The sequence below is a fragment of the Methylomonas sp. Uni0011 genome, assembly GCF_056850255.1.
In genome coordinates this window covers 1-22,656 of record NZ_JBVVNO010000030.1, presented here as the reverse complement: position 1 = coordinate 22,656, position 22,656 = coordinate 1, and the positions used below count along the sequence as shown (strand labels likewise).

Genomic DNA, 22,656 nt, shown 5'->3' with positions numbered 1-22,656 from the left:
TCGAAGCCGTGATCGAAGCCGCCAAACTGGCCGGCGCCCACGAGTTCATCTGCGAATTGCCGGAAGGTTACGACACGCTGGTCGGCGAACACGGCACCGGTTTATCCGGCGGCCAGCGCCAACGCATCGCCATCGCCCGGGCGTTGATCAGCAACCCGCGCATTCTGATCTTCGACGAAGCTACCAGCGCCTTGGACTATGAGTCGGAAAAAGTCATTCAGGACAATATGCGCCGCATCTGCCAAGGCCGCACCGTATTGATCATCGCCCACCGCTTGTCGGCGGTACGCGATGCCAACCGTATCGTGGTCATGGAGCGCGGCCAGATCGCCGAAACCGGCCGGCATCAGGAATTATTGCAAGTGCCGAACGGCATCTACGCCCACCTTTACCAATTGCAGCAGGCCGGCGCATGAGCCTGCGCTACCGCTGGCAAGCCTACGCCGAACTGTGGGGCCGTTACCGCGACACCTTCCGTTACTTTTGGCGGCAGCGACGAGAACTGGATAGTCCGCCACGTTCGCACGACGAAGCCGAATTTCTGCCGGCCGCCCTGGCCTTGCAGGCCCAACCGGTTTCGCCGCTGGGCCGCGGCGTGGCCTGGTTGTTGATGGCACTGGTCGCCGCGACGCTGGCCTGGGCCTGGTTCGGCGAAGTGGACATCATCGTCAACGCCACCGGCAAGATCATCCCCAGCGCCCGCACCAAAACCATCGCCTCGGTCGATACCGCCAGCGTTGCGGCGATTTTTGTCCGCGAAGGCCAGTTCGTCCGCCAAGGCGAGCCGCTATTGGATCTGGACAGTAGCGCCTTCGATGCCGAACGCGACAAGGCCAGAGCCAATGTCGTCGAAGCCCGCTTGCAACAGGCTAGAGCCCAAGCATTGATCGACGCTATCGACAGCGGCAAGCCGCCGATCTTGGTTCGGCCCGCGCAAGTATCCGAGACCAAATACCAAGCCGCGTTGGCGCATTTGGAGGGCCAGTACCGCGACTTCACCGCCAAGCGGCAACGCCTGGACGGCGACATCGCCCGCTACGCCTCGGCGCTGCCGCTGGTCGCGCAACAAGCCCGCGACTTCCAGGCCCTGGCCGAGGCCCACGATGTCGCCCCGCACGCCTATCTGGAAAAGGAACAGGCCCGCATCGAACTGCAAGGCCAACTCGACAGCGCCAAAAACCAACGCGCGGCGCTGATCGCCGAAACCCGCAAACTGGCCTTCGACGAACACACCCAAGCCGGCAAACTGGCCAGCGACGCCGAACAGGACGCCGCGCGCGCCGACGCCCATGGCCGTTTGCTCAAACTGAGCGCGCCGGTGTCCGGCACCGTACTGCAACTCGCGGCCCACACCGTCGGCGGCGTGGTCGCGGCGGCCCAACCCTTGTTGCAGATCGTGCCGCAAGACAGCACGGTCGAAGTGGAAGCCAGCCTGGAAAACAAGGACATCGGCTTCGTCCAGGAAGGCCAGAGCGCCGAAGTCAAGATCGACGCCTTCCCCTATACCAAATACGGCACCATCACCGGCCGGGTGGCCCACGTCTCGCGCGATGCGATTCAAGACGAGAAAAAAGGCTTGATCTACAGCGTGCGCATTGCCCTCGACCAGGCGACGCTGGCGGTCGACGGCCACGATGCGGTGCTGTCGCCCGGCTTGTCGATCCAGGCCGACATCAAAACCGGCCGGCGCCGGGTCATCGAATACGTACTGACGCCGCTGTTGCAGCACGGCCGGGAAAGCTTGCGTGAGCGTTAAGTCCGGGACGGTGCGAACCGCGTGCCACCCCCGCCGTTCGAACAAAGTCATCACGCTGGGTTTGGCGCTGAGTCTGCTACCGGTGCCGGCGCTGAGTTTTGATTGGGCCGCCGTACCGAATATCCCCGATGTGCTCGACGATCCGCTCGATACCCGACCGCCGGTGCTGGAGCAAGGCGCGGTATTGCCGGGCGACCGGCGCGGCATCGTTTGTCCGGCCGAAAAGGATTTTGCCGCGCCGTTGCTGCTGGACGAGGCGGTGGATCTAGCCTTGTGCCACCATCCGCAAGCCCAAGCCGCCTGGGCCGAGCTCAAGATCCAGGCCGCCAATCTCGGCGTGGCCAAGGCCGGCTATTGGCCGACCGTGAACGCGGCGGTCAACCATCTGAACAGCTATTACCAATATCCGGACTCGCCCCTCCCTTCGAGCGAAACCGACGGCTTTACCTTATACGGCAATCTGAGTTGGCGCTTGTTCGACTTCGGCGGCCGCGCCGCCAATCTGGCTGCCGCCAACTGGCTGTTGACCCAGGCCTTGGCCAACCAGGACGCGGTGTTTCAACGCCTGCTGGACGGCGTGATTCAAGCCTATTTCGACGCCCAAACCGCCAATGCCCAACGGCAGGCCAAGACCGACAGCGAAGCGTTGGCCGGCCAAACCCTGGCCAGCGCCCGCCGCCGCGAATCCAGCGGGGCCAGCAGCCGCAGCGATACTTTGCAAGCCGAAACCGCCCTGGCCAAGGCGGCATTGGGACGCAGCCGGGCCGACGGCGATTACCGCAAAGCCTTGGCGGTACTGCGCCAGGCCATGGGGATCGCCCCGGAAACGGTATTGACCCTGCCGGAGAATGCCGAGCCTGAGCAAACCGGCGAAACGCTGGCCCAAGACGGCCGCGACCTGCAAATCTGGCTGGCCGAGGCCAAACGCCGGCATCCGGCCATCGTCGCGGCCCAAGCCCAATGGGAAGCCGCCAAGCAGCGCATCGTTCAAGCCCGTTCCGAAGGCCTGCCGACGCTGGACTTCAGCCTGAACGCCTACCAAAACGGCTACCCCAATCAAGCCCTGTCGCAAAGCCAAACCCGGGTGGAAACCATCGGCATCAACCTGACCATCCCGCTGTTCGAAGGCTTTGCCCGCACCTACAAAATCCGCGGCGCGCAAGCCCAAGCCGAACAACGCGCGGCCGAACTGGCCGACACCGAGCGACAAACCCTGCTGGACGTGGTCAAGGCCCACGCCGAGGCCGAAGCGGCACTGCGTAATCTGAGCTATTCGGCAACTTGGCTGGACAGCGCGCAAACTGCCGTCGCCAGCTCGCAGCGGCGTTACGACAAAGGCGCCGCCGACATCCTGGAACTGCTGAATACCCAGACCGCGCTGGCCGACGCCCGCCAGGAGCGCCTGCGCACCCTGGCCGACTGGCGAGCGGCTCGCTTGCGCTTATTCACCAGCACCGGCGTGCTGGGCCGGGACATCATCGAGCAAGCCGAAGGGCGAGTCGGAAACGGCAAACAGCCTATCAGCACTCCAGAACGATGAACTCAATAGGCCGGCGTTCGCAGATGCAACTGCCACACGACAAAACGACAAAAGGCACAACTCAAAAACGGTCGGCGCTTGCTGTTTGAGTATCCTCGGTTAACGCTCAGCTCATCACGATTGCCGCGACCACCGATCGCCCCACCGTGCTGGACTTACTCGCGCAAGACGACGCGTCGAATACCCCCAACCCGTTGCAGCGCATTCAATTCGTCCATGGCACCGTGTGGGGGCTAGCGGTGTGAACGGAGCCGAAATGCGCAAGGCGTCACACATAAAACCCAGGCGGATAGTACAAAAGGGTGATGGTAATCAGTTAGTCTGTTAGCGACAATCGACCAACGTTGCCCATTCAAGGCGACCGTTACCTGAACCAGGGCCGCGCCAAACACATTAGTTTATTCGAAGCGATGGCAGTAGCTACAAAACGCTGCGGAGTGGGTGAAAAACCGAACGATCGTCTACGTTACATCGGCGCTCGGAAACGAGCGGCATAAGGTTAGTTAAAGAATCGGATCGAAAGTAATTATTGTCGGCCTGTGCAAGAAAAAAAGGCCGTACAGTAACTTCTCTTAGATAGAAATCGTTTTAATTATGAGCAACAAATAATAGATAGGAAGGCGTGTGATTGATATGAATTTGAATAATAACCCGAGAGTAGAAACGCGGCGCAATGCCTGTTGGTTATTGTGCCTTACGGCTTTGACTTCCACGCAGGGTAAACTTAAGCGTCGCGAAAAATTATTTGTCATTACTTTTATATTTTTTATATTTGCAAGTTTTGATGCCGCCTCCAAAGACCAGACAGAGGCCATATTTGATTTTGGAAATAAATCAGAGCCTGTATTTCACTTTCAGCACAAATATAAAGATCAAATTGTATTTTCCTTAAAAATATACCAAGACGGGAAAGTGGTTTATCGTGGCTATTCTTATTCATCAAGCAATATAAAAAAGAAACCGACTATTGAAGAACATCACAGTCAAATCACATTGCGGCAAGTTAATGAGCTATCTAAATATTTTTTATCACTTCCTTTCAAAGAACTAAAAAAATACGAAGAAAAAAGAAGTTCTGTTCCAGTATTTGACATAATATTTTTTAAGAGCGCTTATGTCCATATCGAGATGGTAGACGCAATTTTTTTCAAGGCGATGACTAAAGAGTTAAAGAAAATCACAGATATACAAGATTGGGTTTGCCATTCAGAAAGTCAATCTAACTCCGCGCAAGCTTGTCTTGAAGATTTGCCAGACGACTTTCAGTACTAATTACGGATCAAGATCAAATTTTAAATATTCACAAGGAATATAACATGACTGCTACCTTTAACTACACCAAAGAACAAATAATTAATGCCTTAATGAGGACAAGTTGGAATAAAGATTTAAATGGATATGATGAATTAGGAAGCATGCTAAATATTAGTTACAGCTTTGAATTTTCTCAACAGCCGTATTGGGAAAGTTGGATTCTGAGTAAAGACGGAATAGTTCCCGGAACTTTTTCATCATTAACACTTGATCAACAATTAGCTTTTGTAGAAGCAACAGTTAAATGGGAAAATGTTGCCAATATTCAACTAAATGTTGCTGCTCCTGGGTATGGGGATATAGGAGTTGTTTTGGCGAATATAAATTCATTCGATCCTAAATCTGTAATAGAAGGGGATACAATACCGCCTGGGATTCGTGGAGCAAATTCGTCTGGAGATATTGTTTTCAATAAATTGTCTACAGCACATAATAATAACTTGGTGTATGGCGAGACAATGTATGGCACAACAGCATTCAATACCTTTGTACATGAACTAGGGCATGCGTTAGGGCTCAATCATCCTGTAGACGTAATAAATTCGCTTCCTTCCGACCCGAGCCAACGCTACACAGTAATGTCTTACAAGCCAGTCAAAGGTATACCCGGGTATAGCGACGGATGGTGGGCTTCCACCCCGATGCTCTACGACATCCTCGCCATTCAAACCTTATACGGCGCAAACCCCAACACCAACGTCGAAGACGGCAATATCTACCGCTTCAAAACCGGTGCTGACGCCATTCAGGCTGTTTGGGATGCAGGCGGCACCGGCGACGAGATCGATGCCAGCAATCAAAGTCAAGGTGTTACCATTGATTTGCGCCCCGGAAATTTCAGCTTTGTAGGCGGCAGCGAAGGGAGCAGCACATCGCAAATATCCATCGCCTATCAAATTACTGGCTACGAAAACAACTGGATCGAAAACGCTACCGGTACATCGAAAGCGGATCATATCATCGGCAATAACGCGACCAACTGGTTGCGTGGCGGTGCCGGCGACGATACCCTCGAAGGGGGTAAAGGCGACGACATATTAGAAGGTGGTACGGGAAAGGATACCTATATCTGGAACACTGGCGATGGCACCGACACTATTATCGATCCCGATAAAAACGGCAGCATTATCGTCAAAGTTAATACCCAAAAATTGACGGCCGCTGGCGCCTTCGTCGAAACCACACCGGGCAGCGGTGTTTGGAAAAAAACGATGACCGACGGCAGTGTACTAACGCTGACTCACCATTCGCCTTGGCGGTTAGTCACCGAAGATGGTTCGGAAATCATCTTGGGCGACGACTGGCAGGACGGTGATTTCGATATTCACCTGCAAGGCGCCGGAGCGGATGTGTCGGCTAGTACCATTCCCCACGGCGACCTCAAACCCCTAGACCAAGACCCCAACACCGCCGGCATCCAGACTGGCACCGACACGCTAGGTAATGTTATCGTCGGCGAAGAAGCCGATCCCGGCCGGCAAGATACCCTCTACGACGACACCGGTAACGACCGTTTGGAAGGTTTCGGCGGCAGCGACGTCCTGCTGGCCAATCGCGGCGGCGACAATCTGCTCTACGCCGACCAACAACAAGATTTCCAGACCCTGTATACGCAAGGTCAAAATGCGGCCGGCACCGGCTTGCGCGGCGACCTGCTGGCCAGCGGCACGGGCAGTGACCAGCTGTTTGGCGGCAACGGCCAGGACGTCCTGGCGGGTGGTGATGGTACCGACGTGCTAGTGGGCGGCGGCGATGACGACTTGCTCTACGGTGACGGCGGCATTGTCAGCGCCAGCGGCGCCTGGTCCGTGACCAGCATCGCCGACATCGACGCAGACGGCGTCACCCATCACCGCAAGCAACTCAACGGGGCCGTCGTTCAGGCGGCGGCGCTGGGCGGTAACGATATTTTGTACGGCGGCAACGGCAACGATCTATTGGATGGCGGCCAGGGCAACGACGTATTGGACGGTGGCGCCGGCCGCGACATCCTGCAAGGCGGCATAGGCAACGACGTACTCTATGCCGATGCCCAAAACGCCGAAGCGGGGTTGGGCCAGGTCCCCGCTGATCGCTTGGGCGACTTTCTCAGCGGTGGCGAGGGCGACGATATGTTGATCGGCGGCGGCCGCTCCGACGCTTTGATGGGCGGCGAAGGCAGCGACTGGCTGGAAGGCGGCGCCGGTAACGACATCATCTTCGCCGATGCCGACTACACCACTCAAGCCAACGACTGGACCTTCGCCGGAACCGACCAGACCTACCCCTTCGCCGACTCGACCCGGCCCAATCTCAACGGTGTCGGCCTCAGCCCGGTGAACGGCTCGCTCGATACCGGCCAAGGCGGTGATGACATGGTCTACGGCGGCGACGGCGGCGATTGGGTCATGGGCGGTCGTGGCGACGACGTGATATACGGGGAAACCGGCATGGACGCCCTCGACGGCGGCGCCGGTAACGATACGGTCTACGGCGGTGCCGACGACGATGCGCTGGAAGGCGACTTGAATGCCGACATCGCGCAACACGGCAACGACTTCCTGGACTTGGGCGCCGGCCAAACCCAGCAATTTGCCCGGGGCGGCGGCGGTAGTGACACCATCATTGGCGGCGATACCGCCGATACGATCGAGGGCGACATGATGATCATTGGCCGTGCGGCGGATTATCATGGGGACGACTATATTGACGCGAAAGGCGGCAACGATACGATTTGGGGTGAAGGCGGCTCGGATACCATATTGGGTGGGGCGGGCGATGACAACTTGGAAGGCGATGCCGCCGGTATTGATGCGCAATACCAAGGCGATGATTTGTTGTTCGGTGGTGAAGGCAACGACAACTTGTTTGGGGACGGCGGTAACGACAGCCTAGACGGTGGGAGTGGTGTCGATTATCTGGCGGGTGGTGCCGGTGACGATACTTATCAGAACGTAACGGGTGAAGACACTATTAACGACGTTGAAGGCCATAACACTATCCAACTCGCATCCGCTAATTCAGTGACAGAACTGAATGTCGGTCATTTTGGCGAACAAAATCAATATTTAAGCCTGGACGTAACTACGAATACCGGCGAAACAGTCAAAATCCAAAACGCCTTTTTCGGCACGGATGCCTTGCTGGAATTTGCCAATGGCGATCAAGTCGATCTGGAAACTTTGGTCGGCACGTCATTAACGACTGCCCTCAATCTGCACTTGAGTAATAGCGGGGGCAAACTTTATGGTGGTGCCGGCTGGGATACGCTCAATGGGGGTGACGGCGTTGATACGTTAGCTGGTGCTCTCGGTAACGACTGGTTATACGGCGGCGCGGGTAATGATCGTTTGCTGGGGGGACTGGGTAACGATGAATTATCCGGCGACGATGGCAACGACGACCTGACGGGACAACAGGGTGCCGATGGGCTCTATGGAGGAGCCGGTGACGATATCTATCACTATGCACTGGGAGACGGCTACGACACCATCTTCGAAACGAGTGGCGAAAACGACATTCTCCGCTTCGATGCCGGTATCGCGCCTGACCGAGTTGTTGTAAGGCATAATTTTGATATTAACGGCCACAATAATCTGAAGTTGGAGTTTCTGGACCCATTGGGCAATTACACCTCCGACAGCATTACCATTCAGGATTTCTTTCTCAATCGCGATCAGCGCATTGATCGCTTCGAATTTGCGGATGGTACCGTATGGACCTATCAAGACATCAAGCTGTTGTTAAACGACGTAACCGACATTAACAACGAGTTGCTGCTGGGCAGTAGCGCTAACGATAAGTTAGATGGGGCAGCGGGTAACGATATCGTTGACGGTGTAGTGGGCAACGATTGGCTGCTGGGCAGTACCGGCACCGACACTCTTTACGGCGGGATCGGTGACGATAACCTGGAAGGGGGAAGTGGCGACGACGTGTTGTACGGCGATAGCAGTTATACCTCGACGACCGGCGAGGGTAACGATGCTCTCTATGGTGGCAGTGGTAATGATCGTCTCTACGGGGAGCAGGGTAACGATACCTATCTGTATAATGCCGGTGATGGCTTAGATGTTATTTATGACCAGTCTGGCTCCGTGGGGAGCAGTATCGATATGCTGCGTTTTGGTGCCGGTATCTTACCGAATCAATTGAGCTTATGGCGTAGCGATCTTAACTTGATCGTCAAAGTCAACGGCAATGCCGACCAGATATTGATTGCCAATTATTTTGCCGACACCGATTGTCAAATCGAACGGTTCGAATTCGACAATGGGGTGGTTTGGACGGCGACGGATATCAATACCAACGTACAAACAGCCATTGCCAACAACCAAGCCGGCACAACCAGCAATGACAATTTCCAAATTGATCATAGCGGCGATGTCGTTATCGAAGCCGCCAATGCAGGTATCGATACGGTAACGGTCTCGCTGTTGGGCAGCTATACCTTACCAAATAATGTCGAAAATTTAGTGGCTACGGGTTCTTTATCGGGTACGCTGACTGGTAACGGGCTTGACAACATCTTAACCGGCAATGCCGGGGACAATAACTTTTACGGCTCAGTAGGCAACGACACCGCGATTGGCGGCAGTGGTAACGATTGGTACTGGAGTGATGTTGAAACGGTCATAGAACAGGCCGATGAAGGCGTCGATACGGTCATCGTATCCGACAGCGCCACGCTGTCAGACAACGTCGAAATCCTGATTGTCGGCAGCGCCTCAAGACCGGCAGGCTTCACATTGTCCGGCAATGCGCTTAATAACACGCTGATGGGGTATTCCGGCTATTCCTACGCCAATAATGTTTGGGACGTTTACGACGGTGGGCTCGGTGCCGACATCATGATTGCCCGCAGCAATGCCAATGCCATCTTTTACGTCGACAATCCGGGTGATGTGGTGTCGGCACGGGGAGATAACGATGAAGTCAGAAGTTATATCGATTATACGATCGGTAACGATATTGAAAAGCTGACCTTGCTGGATTCCGCCGTATACGGTCACGGCAACAGTATGAATAATACCCTGAACGGCAGTAATTCCGTCACCGCCAACATACTGACCGGCGGTAGTGGCGATGACTACTATTTGCTGGGCGCGGGAGATCTGGCTATTGAGGCGGTGAACGAAGGTTACGATACAGTCGAGATTGCGTCAGCGGTAGCGGCCAACTACCAATTGGGGGCAAACATCGAAAAAGCCATTATAAGTGGCAACGGCAGCGGCACTATCACCGGGACCGCCGCAAATGACGAACTGCAATCGACATCATCCGGTTCGGTTACGTTATATGGCGGATTGGGGAACGACACCATCAGTTCTTCCAGTGCAAACACCACTTCGATCGGCGGATTGGGCGACGATCTCTACCTTTATGCATCAGGCACCGTCATAGAAAATGCAAACGAAGGTTACGACCGCATCCTGTTCGCTGGTTACGGTTGGCAAATTGTTCCCGATAACATCGAAGAGGCGGGGAGTCAGAATACCGCCAGGAATCAACATATTCGCGGAAATGGCTTGGATAACGTCATCGTCGGCGATAGCGGCGATAACTGGCTGGACGGCGACCTTGGTGCCGATACCTTACGTGGGGGCGATGGCTCGGACAGATACTATGTCGACCAATCCGGCGATATGGTCATAGAAAACGCCGGAGCAGGCAATGACACGGTCTACGCGACTGTCAGCTACGCGTTGAGCGACAATGTCGAAGCTTTGGTATTGCAAGGTGGCGCAGTTACGGCGTTCGGCAATTCGGCGGCCAATCAACTTTTCGGCACCGACCTCGACAATACCCTGATCGGATTGGGTGGTAACGATATTTTAGCTGGCTACGCAGGCAATGACCTCTTGCAGGGCGGTGATGGTAGCGATATTTATCAATTCGGGCCAGGAGATGGCCTGGATATCATAGAAGATATCGATAATGGTTCCGGTGGTATAGATCAGTTGCAGTTACTTGGTATTCGGCCACAGGATATTTTTGTTACACAAGATGCGGGACATATTTATTTATCGTTGGACCCGCAAAACCAGGTTACAGTGGCCTGGAATCCTGCACAGGCTATTGGCATAGAACAAGTTGTCTTCGGAGACGGCACTGTTTGGAGTGTAGCGGATATAGTATTTGCTGCAACCCACCACTACCCGATTTTGCAAAACCCCATGGTTCCTCAATATGCAATTGAGGGGCAGCTGTTCAGCTATACCCTACCGGCGAACACCTTTATCGACCCGGATCCATCGGAAACATTGAGCTATACGGCGACGTTTCCTAACGGCAGCGCACTGCCGGGATGGTTAGTCTTTGACGCGGCGACCCAAACATTTTCTGGCACACCACCAACCGCAACAGCCGGTTTGTTACCCATTGAGATTACCGCCACGGATACCGCTGGCTTGTCTCGCACGGGTAGCCTGGACCTGATGATCTATCGTCCCATCAACGGTACAACGGGCAATGACAATTTAGTTGGAACAACCGCGAACGAGGCTGTTTTTGGGCTCGCCGGCAATGATACCTTGGATGGAGGATCCGCCGACCAAGATTTGCTGGTTGGAGGTGCCGGAAATGACACTTACATTATCGGCGATATGCTGGACCAGATTGTTGAGCAAGCGGGTGAAGGGACTGACTTGATCAAAACTAGTCTTACTTTTGATTTGAGCCAATATGCAAACATCGAAAATTTGACATTGACGGGTACGGCAACGATTAACGCCACCGGTAATGCTCTCGACAACGTCCTGACCGGGAACAACGCGGTCAACGTGCTGACCGGCGGTGCCGGCAACGATACCTATGCTGTGGGCACCGGCGATACGGTCGTCGAAAACGCCAACGAAGGCATCGATACCGTGCAAAGCGGCATCACCTGGACCTTGGGTACCAATGTTGAAAACCTGACTTTAACTGGCACGACCGCCATCAACGGCACCGGTAATGCCCTGGACAACGTCCTGACCGGCAACAGTGCGGTCAACACATTGACCGGCGGATTAGGCAACGATACTTATGTCGTGGGTACCGGGGATATCGTTGTGGAAAATAGCGGCGAAGGGATCGACACCGTTCAAAGTAGTATTACTTGGTCTTTGCTCACCAACTTTGAAAACCTGATCTTGACCGGCACAACAGCCATCAACGGTACCGGCAACGCCCTGAACAACGTCCTGACCGGCAACAGTGCCGTCAATACCTTGACCGGCGGTGCCGGCAACGATATGTTGGACGGTGGAGCGGGTGCCGACAGTTTGGTCGGCGGAGCGGGGGATGATACTTACTATGTCGACAATGCCTCGGATACGGTCACCGAAAATGCCAACGAGGGGACCGATACTGTGAATTCCAGCGTGGCTTTCACCTTGGGCAATAATATCGAGCACTTGGTGTTGACCGGTACCGCGGCGATCAACGGCACCGGCAATACCCTGAGCAACACACTGACCGGTAACAGTGCGGCCAATACCTTATCCGGCGGCACCGGTGCCGATACGATGATTGGCGGGGCCGGCAACGACATTTACGTGGTGGACAACGCTGGCGATGTCGTATCCGAATCGGTTGGTGAAGGTAGCGATTTGGTACAAAGTGCTGTGACTTACGCCCTTTCCGCCAACGTTGAAAACCTGACTTTGACCGGCACGACCGCGATCAACGGCACCGGCAACGCTCTGGACAACGTCCTGACCGGCAACAGTGCAGCCAACGTGCTGACCGGCGGTATCGGCAACGATACCTATGTGGTCGGTACTGGCGATACGGTCGCCGAAAACGCCAACGAAGGTATCGACACCGTGCAAAGCGGCATTACCTGGACCTTAGCTGCCAACCTTGAGAATCTGACCTTGACCGGCACAACGGCTATCAACGGCACCGGCAACACGCTGGACAACATCCTGACCGGCAATAGCGCAGCTAACACTTTGACCGGCGCTGCCGGCAACGATACGTTGGACGGTGGTGCCGGTAATGACGCGTTAGTGGGAGGCGCAGGAAACGATATCTATGTCGTTGACAGTACATCCGACGTCGTGACAGAGAATGCCAACGAAGGAACAGACACGGTGCGCAGTACTGTCTCGTTAACTCTGGCCAATAACGTCGAGAATTTGGTGTTGACAGGTACCGCGGCGATCAACGGCACCGGCAATACCCTGAACAACACACTGACCGGTAACAGTGCGGCCAATACCTTATCCGGCGGCACCGGTGCCGATACGATGATTGGCGGGGCCGGCAACGACATTTACGTGGTGGACAATGCCGGCGATGTTGTATCCGAATCTATCGGTGAAGGTAGCGATTTGGTACAAAGTGCTGTGGCTTACGCCCTTTCCGCCAACGTTGAAAATCTGACCTTGACCGGCACGACTGCAATCAATGCTACCGGCAACGCTCTGGACAACCTCCTGACCGGCAACAGTGCAGCCAACGTGCTGACCGGCGGTATCGGCAACGATACCTATGTGGTCGGTACTGGCGATACGGTCGTGGAAAACGCCAACGAAGGCATCGATACTGTGCGAAGCGGCATCACCTGGACCTTGGCTGCCAACGTTGAGAACCTGACCTTGACCGGTACGACCGCGATTAATGGCACTGGCAACACGCTGGACAACGCCCTGACCGGCAACAGCGCCGCTAACACACTGACCGGCGCTGCCGGCAACGATACGTTGGACGGTGGAGCGGGTGCCGACAATTTGGTTGGTGGCACGGGCGATGATACCTACTATGTAGACAATGCCTCGGATACGATCACCGAGAATGCCAACGAGGGAACCGATACCTTAAATTCCAGCGTGACTTACGCCTTGGGCAATAACGTCGAGAACCTCGTGTTGACCAGTACGACCGCCATCAACGCTACCGGCAACGCCCTGAACAACGTCCTGACCGGCAACAGTGCCGTCAATATCTTGACCGGCGGTGCCGGCAACGATACGTTGGACGGTGGAGCGGGTGCCGACAGTTTGGTCGGCGGAGCGGGGGATGATACTTACTATGTCGACAATGCCTCGGATACGGTCACCGAAAATGCCAACGAGGGGACCGATACTGTGAATTCCAGCGTGGCTTTCACCTTGGGCAATAATATCGAGCACTTGGTGTTGACCGGTACCGCGGCGATCAACGGCACCGGCAATACCCTGAGCAACACACTGACCGGTAACAGTGCGGCCAATACCTTATCCGGCGGCACCGGTGCCGATACGATGATTGGCGGGGCCGGCAACGACATTTACGTGGTGGACAACGCTGGCGATGTCGTATCCGAATCGGTTGGTGAAGGTAGCGATTTGGTACAAAGTGCTGTGACTTACGCCCTTTCCGCCAACGTTGAAAACCTGACTTTGACCGGCACGACTGCGATCAACGGCACCGGCAACGCTCTGGACAACGTCCTGACCGGCAACAGTGCAGCCAACGTGCTGACCGGCGGTATCGGCAACGATACCTATGTGGTCGGTACTGGCGATACGGTCGTCGAAAACGCCAACGAAGGTATCGACACCGTGCAAAGCGGCATCACCTGGACCCTGGGCGCCAACTTGGAGAACCTTACGCTGACCGGCACGACCGCCATCAACGGCACCGGCAACACGCTGGACAACGTCCTGACCGGCAACAGTGCGGCCAACGTGCTGGCTGGTGGAGCCGGCAACGATACCTATGTCGTGGGTACTGGCGACACGGTCGTGGAAATTGCCAACGAAGGCATCGACAATGTGCAAAGTAGTGTCACCTGGGTTTTAGAAGCCAACGTCGAGAATCTGACGCTGACCGGTACAGCCACCATCAACGGCACTGGGAATGAAGAAGACAACTTCATAATAGGCAACAGCGCGACCAACGTGCTGGTTGGAGGCATCGGATACGATACCCTCGATGGTGGTGCCGGTGCAGATAACTTGTCCGGCGGTGTCGATGACGATTTTTACTACGTTGATAACACCGGGGATATGGTGATCGAGAACGCGGACGAAGGATGGGATACGGTTGAATCCAGCATTAGCAGTTATGGCTTGGCCGCCAATGTTGAGAACTTGCAGTTGTCTTATGGCGCGGGCGCTATCAACGGTGCCGGTAACGATGGAGATAACCAGCTTTACGGAAATCAGAGCGCCAATCTTCTTTCTGGAGGTCTAGGCGACGATACGCTGGATGGTGGAATGGGTGCTGATACTCTGATGGGCGGTGTTGGAGACGACTATTACTATGTCGATAACTTAGGGGATATTGTTGTTGAAAGCATGGGCGAAGGTGATTGGGATACTGTAGAAACCAGCATAAATAACTATAGCTTGGCGGCCAATGTAGAGGGCTTGAATTTGGCTTATGGTGCGGGAGCAATCAATGGTGTCGGCAATGCTGGCAATAACAGCCTGCATGGTAACGAAAGCGCTAATATATTGAGTGGCGGTTTCGGTAATGACGGGTTTAGCGGTGGTGGCGGCACGGATACCTTAATTGGCGGTGAAGGTAACGATGTGTATTGGTTATCAGACACTGACATTAACGTCGATACTTTAGTGGAGAGAGCCGGAGAAGGTGTGGATACTGTTTACTTTTCACAAATATCGTCCGGTAAGACGTATGAGCTTGCCCCAAATATTGAAAACGCTATCGTTTGGGGATCTTCTGGATTCCATTTGATTGGAAATAACTCAGATAATCAACTGTTAGGTGATTCTTCGAACAGCGACAATGCGTTTAGCGGCGGCGCAGGAAATGATTATCTGAGTACGGGCAGCGGCGACGATCAGCTGGATGGTGGAGAAGGAACGGATACCTTGGTTGGTGGTAATGGCAACGACACTTACCAGCTGGGCCGAGGTTACGGTGCCGACACCGTGGTCGAGAACGATGCGATGGCGGGCAATACCGATGTGGCCCTGTTCGTCAGCGGCGTGAGCGCCGACCAGTTGTGGTTCGTACACACCGGCAACAACCTGGAAGTCAGCATCATCGGTACCTCGGATAAATTGGTTGTGCAAGACTGGTACAGCGGCAGCGCCAACCATGTCGAGCAGTTCAAGACCACCGACGGTAACTTGACCTTGCTGGACAGCCAAGTCGAGAGTTTAGTGTCGGCGATGGCGGCCTTCGCGCCGCCGGCGTCGGGCCAGACCACCTTGCCGACTAATTACCAGGCTACGCTGGCACCAGTGATCGCGGCCAATTGGCATTGATCGTCCTCTAAAGCCAGTTCCCGAGGCACTTGGCCTCGGGGATTCCAGGTTCGTTCATGGGTGCCCGCCCCGTGGAGGCTGTCCAGTCTTACACTCGGTGATCGCGCTTGGTGCCGCTCGCCGTTGCCCCGCGGTCTACCCAAAATGATCGCTTTAGAATATCAACATTCCTGTGCCTTACACTGTAAACGCCGCAAACGGCTTGGTTTAGCGCTATAACATCCGATGAAATTCCTATTCGTCCATCAAAACTTCCCTGGACAGTATCGCCATTTGGCTGCTTATCTGGCTGCGAATCCTCAGCATCAAGTCGTGTTTATCACTCAACGCTCGGATGGCGAACTGCCGGGTGTGCGAAAAATTGTCTACCGTCCGCACCGGGGTGGATCGAACACCGTTCACCCGTATTTACGGGAAACCGAAACGGCTGTGATCAACGCCCAAAGCGTCGCTCGCATTGCTCTGGACTTAAAACGGACCGGTTTCGTGCCGGATGTGATGTTAGGGCATAATGGCTGGGGCGAGATCTGGTATTTGAAGGAGGTCTTTCCGCATTCGCCACTGCTGGGCTACTTTGAGTTCTTTTACCGCCTTAGCGGGGCCGACGTCGGTTTCGACCCCAGCGATCCAGTTGCATTCGACGACGGGCCACGTATACGCACCAAGAACCTGGGTAATTACCTCGCCTTGGATGCGGTCGATGCCGGGCTCTGTCCAACCCAGTGGCAAAAGTCGGGCTATCCAAGCGGCTACCAAGACAAATTGCACGTGATCCACGACGGTATCGACACGGGCATCGTACGCCCGGACCCGGAAGTCTCGCTGACTATGACGCAAGCCGGATTGACGCTGACCCGGGCCGACGAGGTCGTGACTTACGTGGCCCGCAATCTGGAACCCTACCGCGGCTTTCCCTGCTTTATGCGCAGCTTGCCAGCCATCCTGACGGCTCGGCCTCAGGCGCGGATTTTGATCGTCGGTGGCGACGAGGTCAGCTACGGCAAGCGCCTGCCACCGGGACGGACCTATCGTCAACAATTACAGGCAGAGCTCGGCGACACATTAGACTGGCAGCGGGTGCACTTTTTAGGCAAAGTGCCGTATTCAACCTTTGTAGCTCTATTGCAATTGTCTAGGGTGCACGTCTACCTAACGTATCCCTTCGTGTTGTCCTGGTCCATGTTGGAGGCGATGGCCGCCGGCTGTTTGCTGGTGGCTTCGCAGACTGCGCCAGTGCAAGAAGTGGTGCGCGATGGCGATAACGGTTGGCTAGTGGATTTCTTCTCACCCACCGAGATTGCCGAGCGGGTCATCGAAGGTCTAAAGGCGGGGCCGCAGGGTTATTTAGCAATACGCCACAACGCTCGACAAACCGTCATTGATCGTTACGATCTCAACGCAGTTTGTTTGCCGGCACAGCTTGAACTATTGGCTGGTTTAGCCAGACGGGGTGAGCGATCTATTTGAAAGCAACGCTGGTATTGGGGGATACCCTTGACCGGTTCCGAAAATCCCCCGAGGCAAAACACCTCGGGGACAGGCTCACGATACCCTGTACTAGTGCCAATTGGCCGCAATCACCGGCGCCAGTGCCGTCTGGTAATTGGTCGGCAAGGTGGTCTGTCCAGCGGCCGGCGGGGCAAATGCGGCCATCGCGGAGACCAGGTTTTCCACTTGACTGTCCAGCAAGGTCAACGCACCGTCAGTAGTTTTGAACTGCTCGACGTGGTTGGCTGTGCCGCTATACCAGTCTTTCAACACCAATTTATCGGCGGTTCCAATAATACTCGCTTCCAGGTTATTCCCAACGTGCCGAAACCAAAGCTGGTCGGCTGTAATACCGGTTAGGAATTGGGCGATATCGGTATTACCCGTTGTTGCATCATTCTCTACTACCGTATCTGAAGCATAACCACGCCCCAAAATATACGTGTCATTGCCGGTGCCGCCGGTCAGCGTATCCGAGCCTGCACCGCCATCCAAGGTATCGTTACCGGCTGCGCCGGACAGGCTATTGACCGCGCTGTTACCCTTGAGCACATTGTTTAAGGCGTTTCCCGTACCATTGATAGCGGTTGATCCGGTCAAGGTCAGATTTTCCAGTTCGCTACCCAAAGTCCATGAGATAGAGGACTCGACAGTATCGATGCCACTATTGGCGTTTTCCACTATCACATCGCTACTGTTGTCGACCACGTAGGTGTCGTTGCCCAGGCCACCGGCTAACCGATCAATACCCAACCCCCCATCTAAGCGGTTGTCTGCGGAATTGCCCAGTAAGGTATTATCCAGCGCGTTGCCGGTGGCGTTGATGGTGGCCGAACCGGTTAAGGTTAGATTTTCAACATTGACTGCTTGATTCAGATCGTAACTGATACTGCTCTGCACAAGATCGATGCCGGCATTGGTCGCTTCGATCACGCTGTCGCCGGTTTCGCCGACGATATAGAGGTCGTTGCCTAAACCACCGGCCATTGTATCCGCGCCGCTTCCGCCGTCCAACCGATCATTCCCGTCCAAATTAAAGCGCAACGCACCGTTCCACGGCATTACCCCTTGACCTGCAATCAGATTTTTACCGTCTAGAGCCGCCGTACCGGCACCGATATCGTAATAAACGCCATCCGCTGAGTTTGCAATGCTCTGACCATTGATTTTAATGGTATTGACATACAAATTGCGGTCTTGAGCGGGAGAAGCGATTGCCGCATCGTTGCTAAAGGCAATATCGATGCGATGTGCGCCGATGCCCAGTAAACCCGGGTCAACCGTGTAATCTTGGTAAGCAACGGTATTAGTGACACTGAAGGTGGTTTTTAACACACCGTCGATATACACGTCCATCTGGGCACCCACACCATCGTTCAGCAAGCTAGCCTTGGCGTTGATCACTAATTGATTTACGAGTGTAGCCAGCGTTGTATCCGTGACATCGGCGCCATACAAAATATCGTTGCCACTGCCGCCATAGAGGGTGTCGTCACCCGCTTGCCCTTTCAATATGTCATTACCGGCGTCGCCGTTCAAGGTGTTATTGATGGAATTTCCCGACAAAAGGTTATCGAGTAGATTCCCGGTAGCGCTTGTCGCCGCGGTGCCAATAAGCGTGAGATTCTCCAGGTTGACTTTAGTTGCCAGGCTATAGCTGATTTCGGAAAAGACGCTATCGTTGCCTTCACCGGCATTTTCTATAATGACGTCCCCGACATTGTCCACCATGTAAATGTCGTTCCCTTGACCGCCCGTTAGAGTATCGGCACCTATGCCACCCAAAAGATAATCGTTTCCAGACGTAGCGGACAACACGTCGTTGGCATCCGATCCCGCGAAAACGTTGCCGATGACCGTACCGTCAAAAAAGGCGATCTGTTCGATCCGGTAACTGGCACTTAGAAACCAGTTCTTCACGGTGATCTGGTCGGTGGTGTTGGTAATGCTCAATAGCAAGTCATTGCCAACTCTGCTGACCGCCACGTCCCCGGCCGCAATCCCGCTGCCGAACTGCAAGCGATCCGTTGCCCCCCCTGTGTCAGTAATCTGATCCTGGCCGTCGCCCAAGTTGAAAAAGTAGGTTTCAGAATAGGTTGAGCCGGTAATCACGTCGTTGCCAGTGCCGCCAGTAATCTGGCTGGCACCGTTATAGCTGCCCGATACCACGATGGTATCGTTGCCGGCACCGCCGCGCAGAATGTCGGTATCCCAAATACTGCCGCCAGTCAGGGTGTCGTCGCCGTCGCCGCCATCGATGACGTCGTTTCCTCCATTACCGTTTAGGATATCGTTGCCGGCGCCACCGAATAAGGTGTCGCTGCCTTCCCCCCTTGCAGTGTGTCGAGGCCATCGCCACCGTCCAGGTAGTCGTTACCGGTGTTGCCGTTCAGAGTGTCGTTGCCGGCTTCGCCGTACAGGGTGTCGGCACCGTCGCCACCGGTCAAATTATCCGATCCAACAAACCCGTAAAGCGTATCGTCGCCTGCATCGCCATTAACGATGTCATCTCCCCTTTTTCCATACAGTAGATCGTTACCCACGCCTCCATTAAGCGTGTCATTGCCACTACTGCCAACGACCAAGTCGTTTCCATCATTGCCATACAGCAATTGATCAATGCCTTGACCGGTGACCAATTCGTTAGCGATACTGCCATTGCCGTCTGTGGTGATCCCTTGGTAGCCAAACTCGTTTAATAGACTTATAACCCCCGTATTGCTGGCGTCCGCCGCCGCCCAATCACCCAACAGACTCAGGCGACCCCAGCCGCTTTCGCCCAGGGATTTGCCCATGTAGCGATTCAATTCCAATAAGTCTGTGACTGCCGCCAGGGCATCGGTGGCATGCTTGGTATTCAACAACCCGTCCATACCCGTAAAATCCAGTTGGATGCCGGCGGTATCAACATGCAGTGTAATGGCATCCAAATAAGGCTTGAGCCTGGTTTGGATGACTAGGCTTTCGTACACAGACGCGTTAAGCGAATCGTAACTACGTTGCAGTAAATCCTGAGTGACGCTCCATAGGTTGATAGTCGCCGCCGTCGTACCGGCGGGTACGGTGTTGAAGGTGCGGCCGTTGAAGTGTTCCAGGATGGTTAGTTTGTCGGCCCAGGCATTGTAGACGGCGCTGCCGGTAGCGACGTTTTGGATGTTGACGGTCAGGCTGTGACCGGCGTAGGCGCCGGTGAAGGTGGCAGCCATGGTGCTGGTGTCGCTCCAGGCTTTCAAGATGGTGTCCAGCAAGGCTTGCTGTTCGGTACGGTCGGCGGCGGCGAAATCGGCCAGCAATTGCGCCAGTGCCGGCGACAGGGTGGCGGCTTCGCGCAGGTTTCTGACTTGGCCGGCGCCATGCATGTCGGGTAGCGCTTCGAAGCCGGTGGTATCCAGGTGATCGGTAAACTGGCTGTGGAAGGTATCCTGGATCAGGTTGATGTCGCCCAGGTTGCCGGTGACTTCGCCCAGAGCTCCGCTGCTGCCGTCGGTTTTGACGTAGCTGCCGATGTCGGCCAACTGGTTACCGTTGGCGAGGATTTGGCTGTGCTCGGTGCTGCCGACGTTGATGGCGGCGATGTTTTGGCTGCCCAGCGTGAATAGTTCGTCGGCCTGGCTGATACCGTCTTGGTTCAGGTCGCGCCACAGGCGCAGGTTGGCGAATTGGGCGTCGCCGGCATCGACTTTGCCGTCCAGGTTGGCGTCCAGGTCGCGCAAAGCATCGAAGCCGTCGGCGGCCAGGTGGCCGTTGCTTTTGATCATCGCGTCGCCGAACAGCTCGCGGCCACTGTCTATCGTGCCATTGGCGTTTTTGTCCAGCACCAGGAAGGCATCGTCGGACTTGACCCAACCGGTCGCGGTTTTGACGCCGTCGGCGTCGTGGTCGAAGTAGATCGGGTTGGCAGTGTTGACGCCGGCGGTTTCCAGGCCGTCGCCGTCCAGGTCGAAGACCAGCGGGTCGCAGCGAACGGGGGGAGTGGCGACGGTGGCGGCGGTGAATTGGGAGCCGGTCAGTTCGTTTATATGAGTTATCCATTCGTTGCCATTGCTAAGAGCGGCGATGGCATTAAAAGCATCCAATGCAACAGATGCACCGCCGCTTTTGTATGCTTGCCAAATTGATTCTCCATAATTCGATCCAAGAGCCCCCGCACCCAACACAAATACTCCAGCGATTAAAGGACTAGCAGGTTGGTGAAAAACTCTTTTTTGGCTTTGAATGACTCTATATTTAGTGGCGATGAAGCTATTTTCCTACTAAATGCTGATTCGATTGAGCAAAATTAGCGCCTCAAATATGGTTTTTCACCAACCTGCTAGACACTGTAATGCCAGCAATAGTAATTGTGGTTATACCTGCTAACAATGCATCGCTAAGAACTGCTGTAAATGTAGCCGCTAAAATAGAGCTCATTGCTTTTGTGGCTTGGAGGGCAGTACGCTCTGGGTCGCCACTTTGCATAGCAATTGTAACCGACATGGTGTCCGCAGCAACTGCAAAAAAAGTAACTTTACCCAGTATTATTCCTGAAGAGATACTAGGATTCTGCAGATAGGCATCAGATATTATATTTTGTATAAGCCCCAATGCACCACTAGTACCGTTAGTTACGATACTAATCGTTACACTCTCTTCTAAATTGGATTGTTGCGACATGATTATTCCTCTTTCCCTTTGTTCAAATATGATAAAAATCCGGCAATAACAGCTAAATCAACTACTACAGTTATGAAGGCAAAAATTGGAATTAAAATACCAAAAATACCCATGCCTAATCTGCTATGAAGCAAAACGGCATATTTAGAACCAGTGTCGTTTGGATCAAGTCCTTCAAAAAACAGATACCTTAGACAAAAACTAAGGAATATAGCAATTACAAACACACCTATATCTAAATTGTCTTCGTTTTTTTCTATGGGATATTTTGCCTTGAATGCTAACAATGAAAAAATCGGCGTAATTATCCATATAACAGCATAATAAAATTGCGCTATTTGCGATAACTCGTATTCCCCCTTAATTTTTCTTACCATCGGTATAACACCACCAACTATATCAACAATCTCTCTTGGAATTACGTATTTCATAACGTCGCCCGGAGATAGCAGCGATATTAATAAGCCTATTGCAAAAGGAACTAAAAGCCAAAAATGATTTGAAGTAAGACCCAATTCATTATTTGAATGGCTTGAATTGTTTTGATTTGCCTGATTCATTTGTTATCTCATATAGAAAGCAAGACTTAAGACCGTAAGGCAATGGTATGGACTCCTCCCACCTAGCGGCATCGATGTACCAGAGGGGTAAAATTGAGTTACCCAACAAACGGAGGAGGAGTCCGAGATGAATATTAAACGCATAGGCCTTGATTTAGC

Annotated in this window: 10 protein-coding genes; 6 read left to right on the top strand and 4 right to left on the bottom strand. The window is 54.2% G+C overall.

All coding sequences use genetic code 11. The features are described from left to right. The 6 genes from AC0IM9_RS19870 to AC0IM9_RS19845 form a co-directional block, all read left to right on the top strand. Nucleotides 1-416, top strand: a 416-nt coding sequence (locus AC0IM9_RS19870; protein ID WP_482804575.1) for an ATP-binding cassette domain-containing protein, incomplete at its 5' end; no start/stop codon positions are given. Next, on the top strand, nucleotides 413-1,756 hold the full coding sequence (locus AC0IM9_RS19865; RefSeq protein ID WP_482805180.1) for an HlyD family type I secretion periplasmic adaptor subunit: 1,344 nt from the start codon (nucleotides 413-415) through the stop codon (nucleotides 1,754-1,756). The genes AC0IM9_RS19870 and AC0IM9_RS19865, both read left to right, overlap by 4 nt. Further along, on the top strand, nucleotides 1,746-3,296 hold the full coding sequence (locus tag AC0IM9_RS19860) for a TolC family protein (protein WP_482805179.1): 1,551 nt from the start codon (nucleotides 1,746-1,748) through the stop codon (nucleotides 3,294-3,296). The genes AC0IM9_RS19865 and AC0IM9_RS19860 overlap by 11 nt, the downstream gene beginning before the upstream one ends. Before the next feature lie 624 nt (nucleotides 3,297-3,920). After that, nucleotides 3,921-4,568 carry a hypothetical protein gene (locus tag AC0IM9_RS19855; RefSeq protein WP_482805178.1) on the top strand — a complete coding sequence of 216 codons (648 nt, stop codon included), beginning with the start codon at nucleotides 3,921-3,923 and terminating at the stop codon, nucleotides 4,566-4,568. A 44-nt stretch (nucleotides 4,569-4,612) separates the two neighbouring features. Next, entirely contained in the window at nucleotides 4,613-15,796 is an 11,184-nt protein-coding gene (locus tag AC0IM9_RS19850; protein WP_482805177.1) for a calcium-binding protein, read from the top strand. Nucleotides 15,797-16,021: 225 nt separating this feature from the next. Next, the gene (locus AC0IM9_RS19845; RefSeq protein WP_482805176.1) at nucleotides 16,022-17,263 is read left to right on the top strand and encodes a glycosyltransferase family 4 protein; all 1,242 of its coding nucleotides are present in this window, start codon (nucleotides 16,022-16,024) and stop codon (nucleotides 17,261-17,263) included. 90 nt (nucleotides 17,264-17,353) lie between these two features. Here AC0IM9_RS19845 and AC0IM9_RS19840 read toward each other — a convergent pair whose 3' ends face one another. The 4 genes from AC0IM9_RS19840 to AC0IM9_RS19825 form a co-directional block, all read right to left on the bottom strand. Further along, entirely contained in the window at nucleotides 17,354-19,453 is a 2,100-nt protein-coding gene (locus tag AC0IM9_RS19840) for a calcium-binding protein (RefSeq protein ID WP_482805175.1), read from the bottom strand. A 113-nt stretch (nucleotides 19,454-19,566) separates the two neighbouring features. Continuing rightward, nucleotides 19,567-21,360, bottom strand: a complete 1,794-nt coding sequence (locus AC0IM9_RS19835; protein WP_482805174.1) for a calcium-binding protein — start codon at nucleotides 21,358-21,360, stop codon at nucleotides 19,567-19,569. A 211-nt stretch (nucleotides 21,361-21,571) separates the two neighbouring features. Then, complete coding sequence (locus AC0IM9_RS19830; RefSeq protein WP_482805173.1) at nucleotides 21,572-21,937, bottom strand: hypothetical protein; 366 nt, start codon at nucleotides 21,935-21,937, stop codon at nucleotides 21,572-21,574. A gap of 2 nt (nucleotides 21,938-21,939) precedes the next feature. Next, on the bottom strand, nucleotides 21,940-22,497 hold the full coding sequence (locus AC0IM9_RS19825; RefSeq protein ID WP_482805172.1) for a hypothetical protein: 558 nt from the start codon (nucleotides 22,495-22,497) through the stop codon (nucleotides 21,940-21,942). Nucleotides 22,498-22,656: the final 159 nt, after the last annotated feature.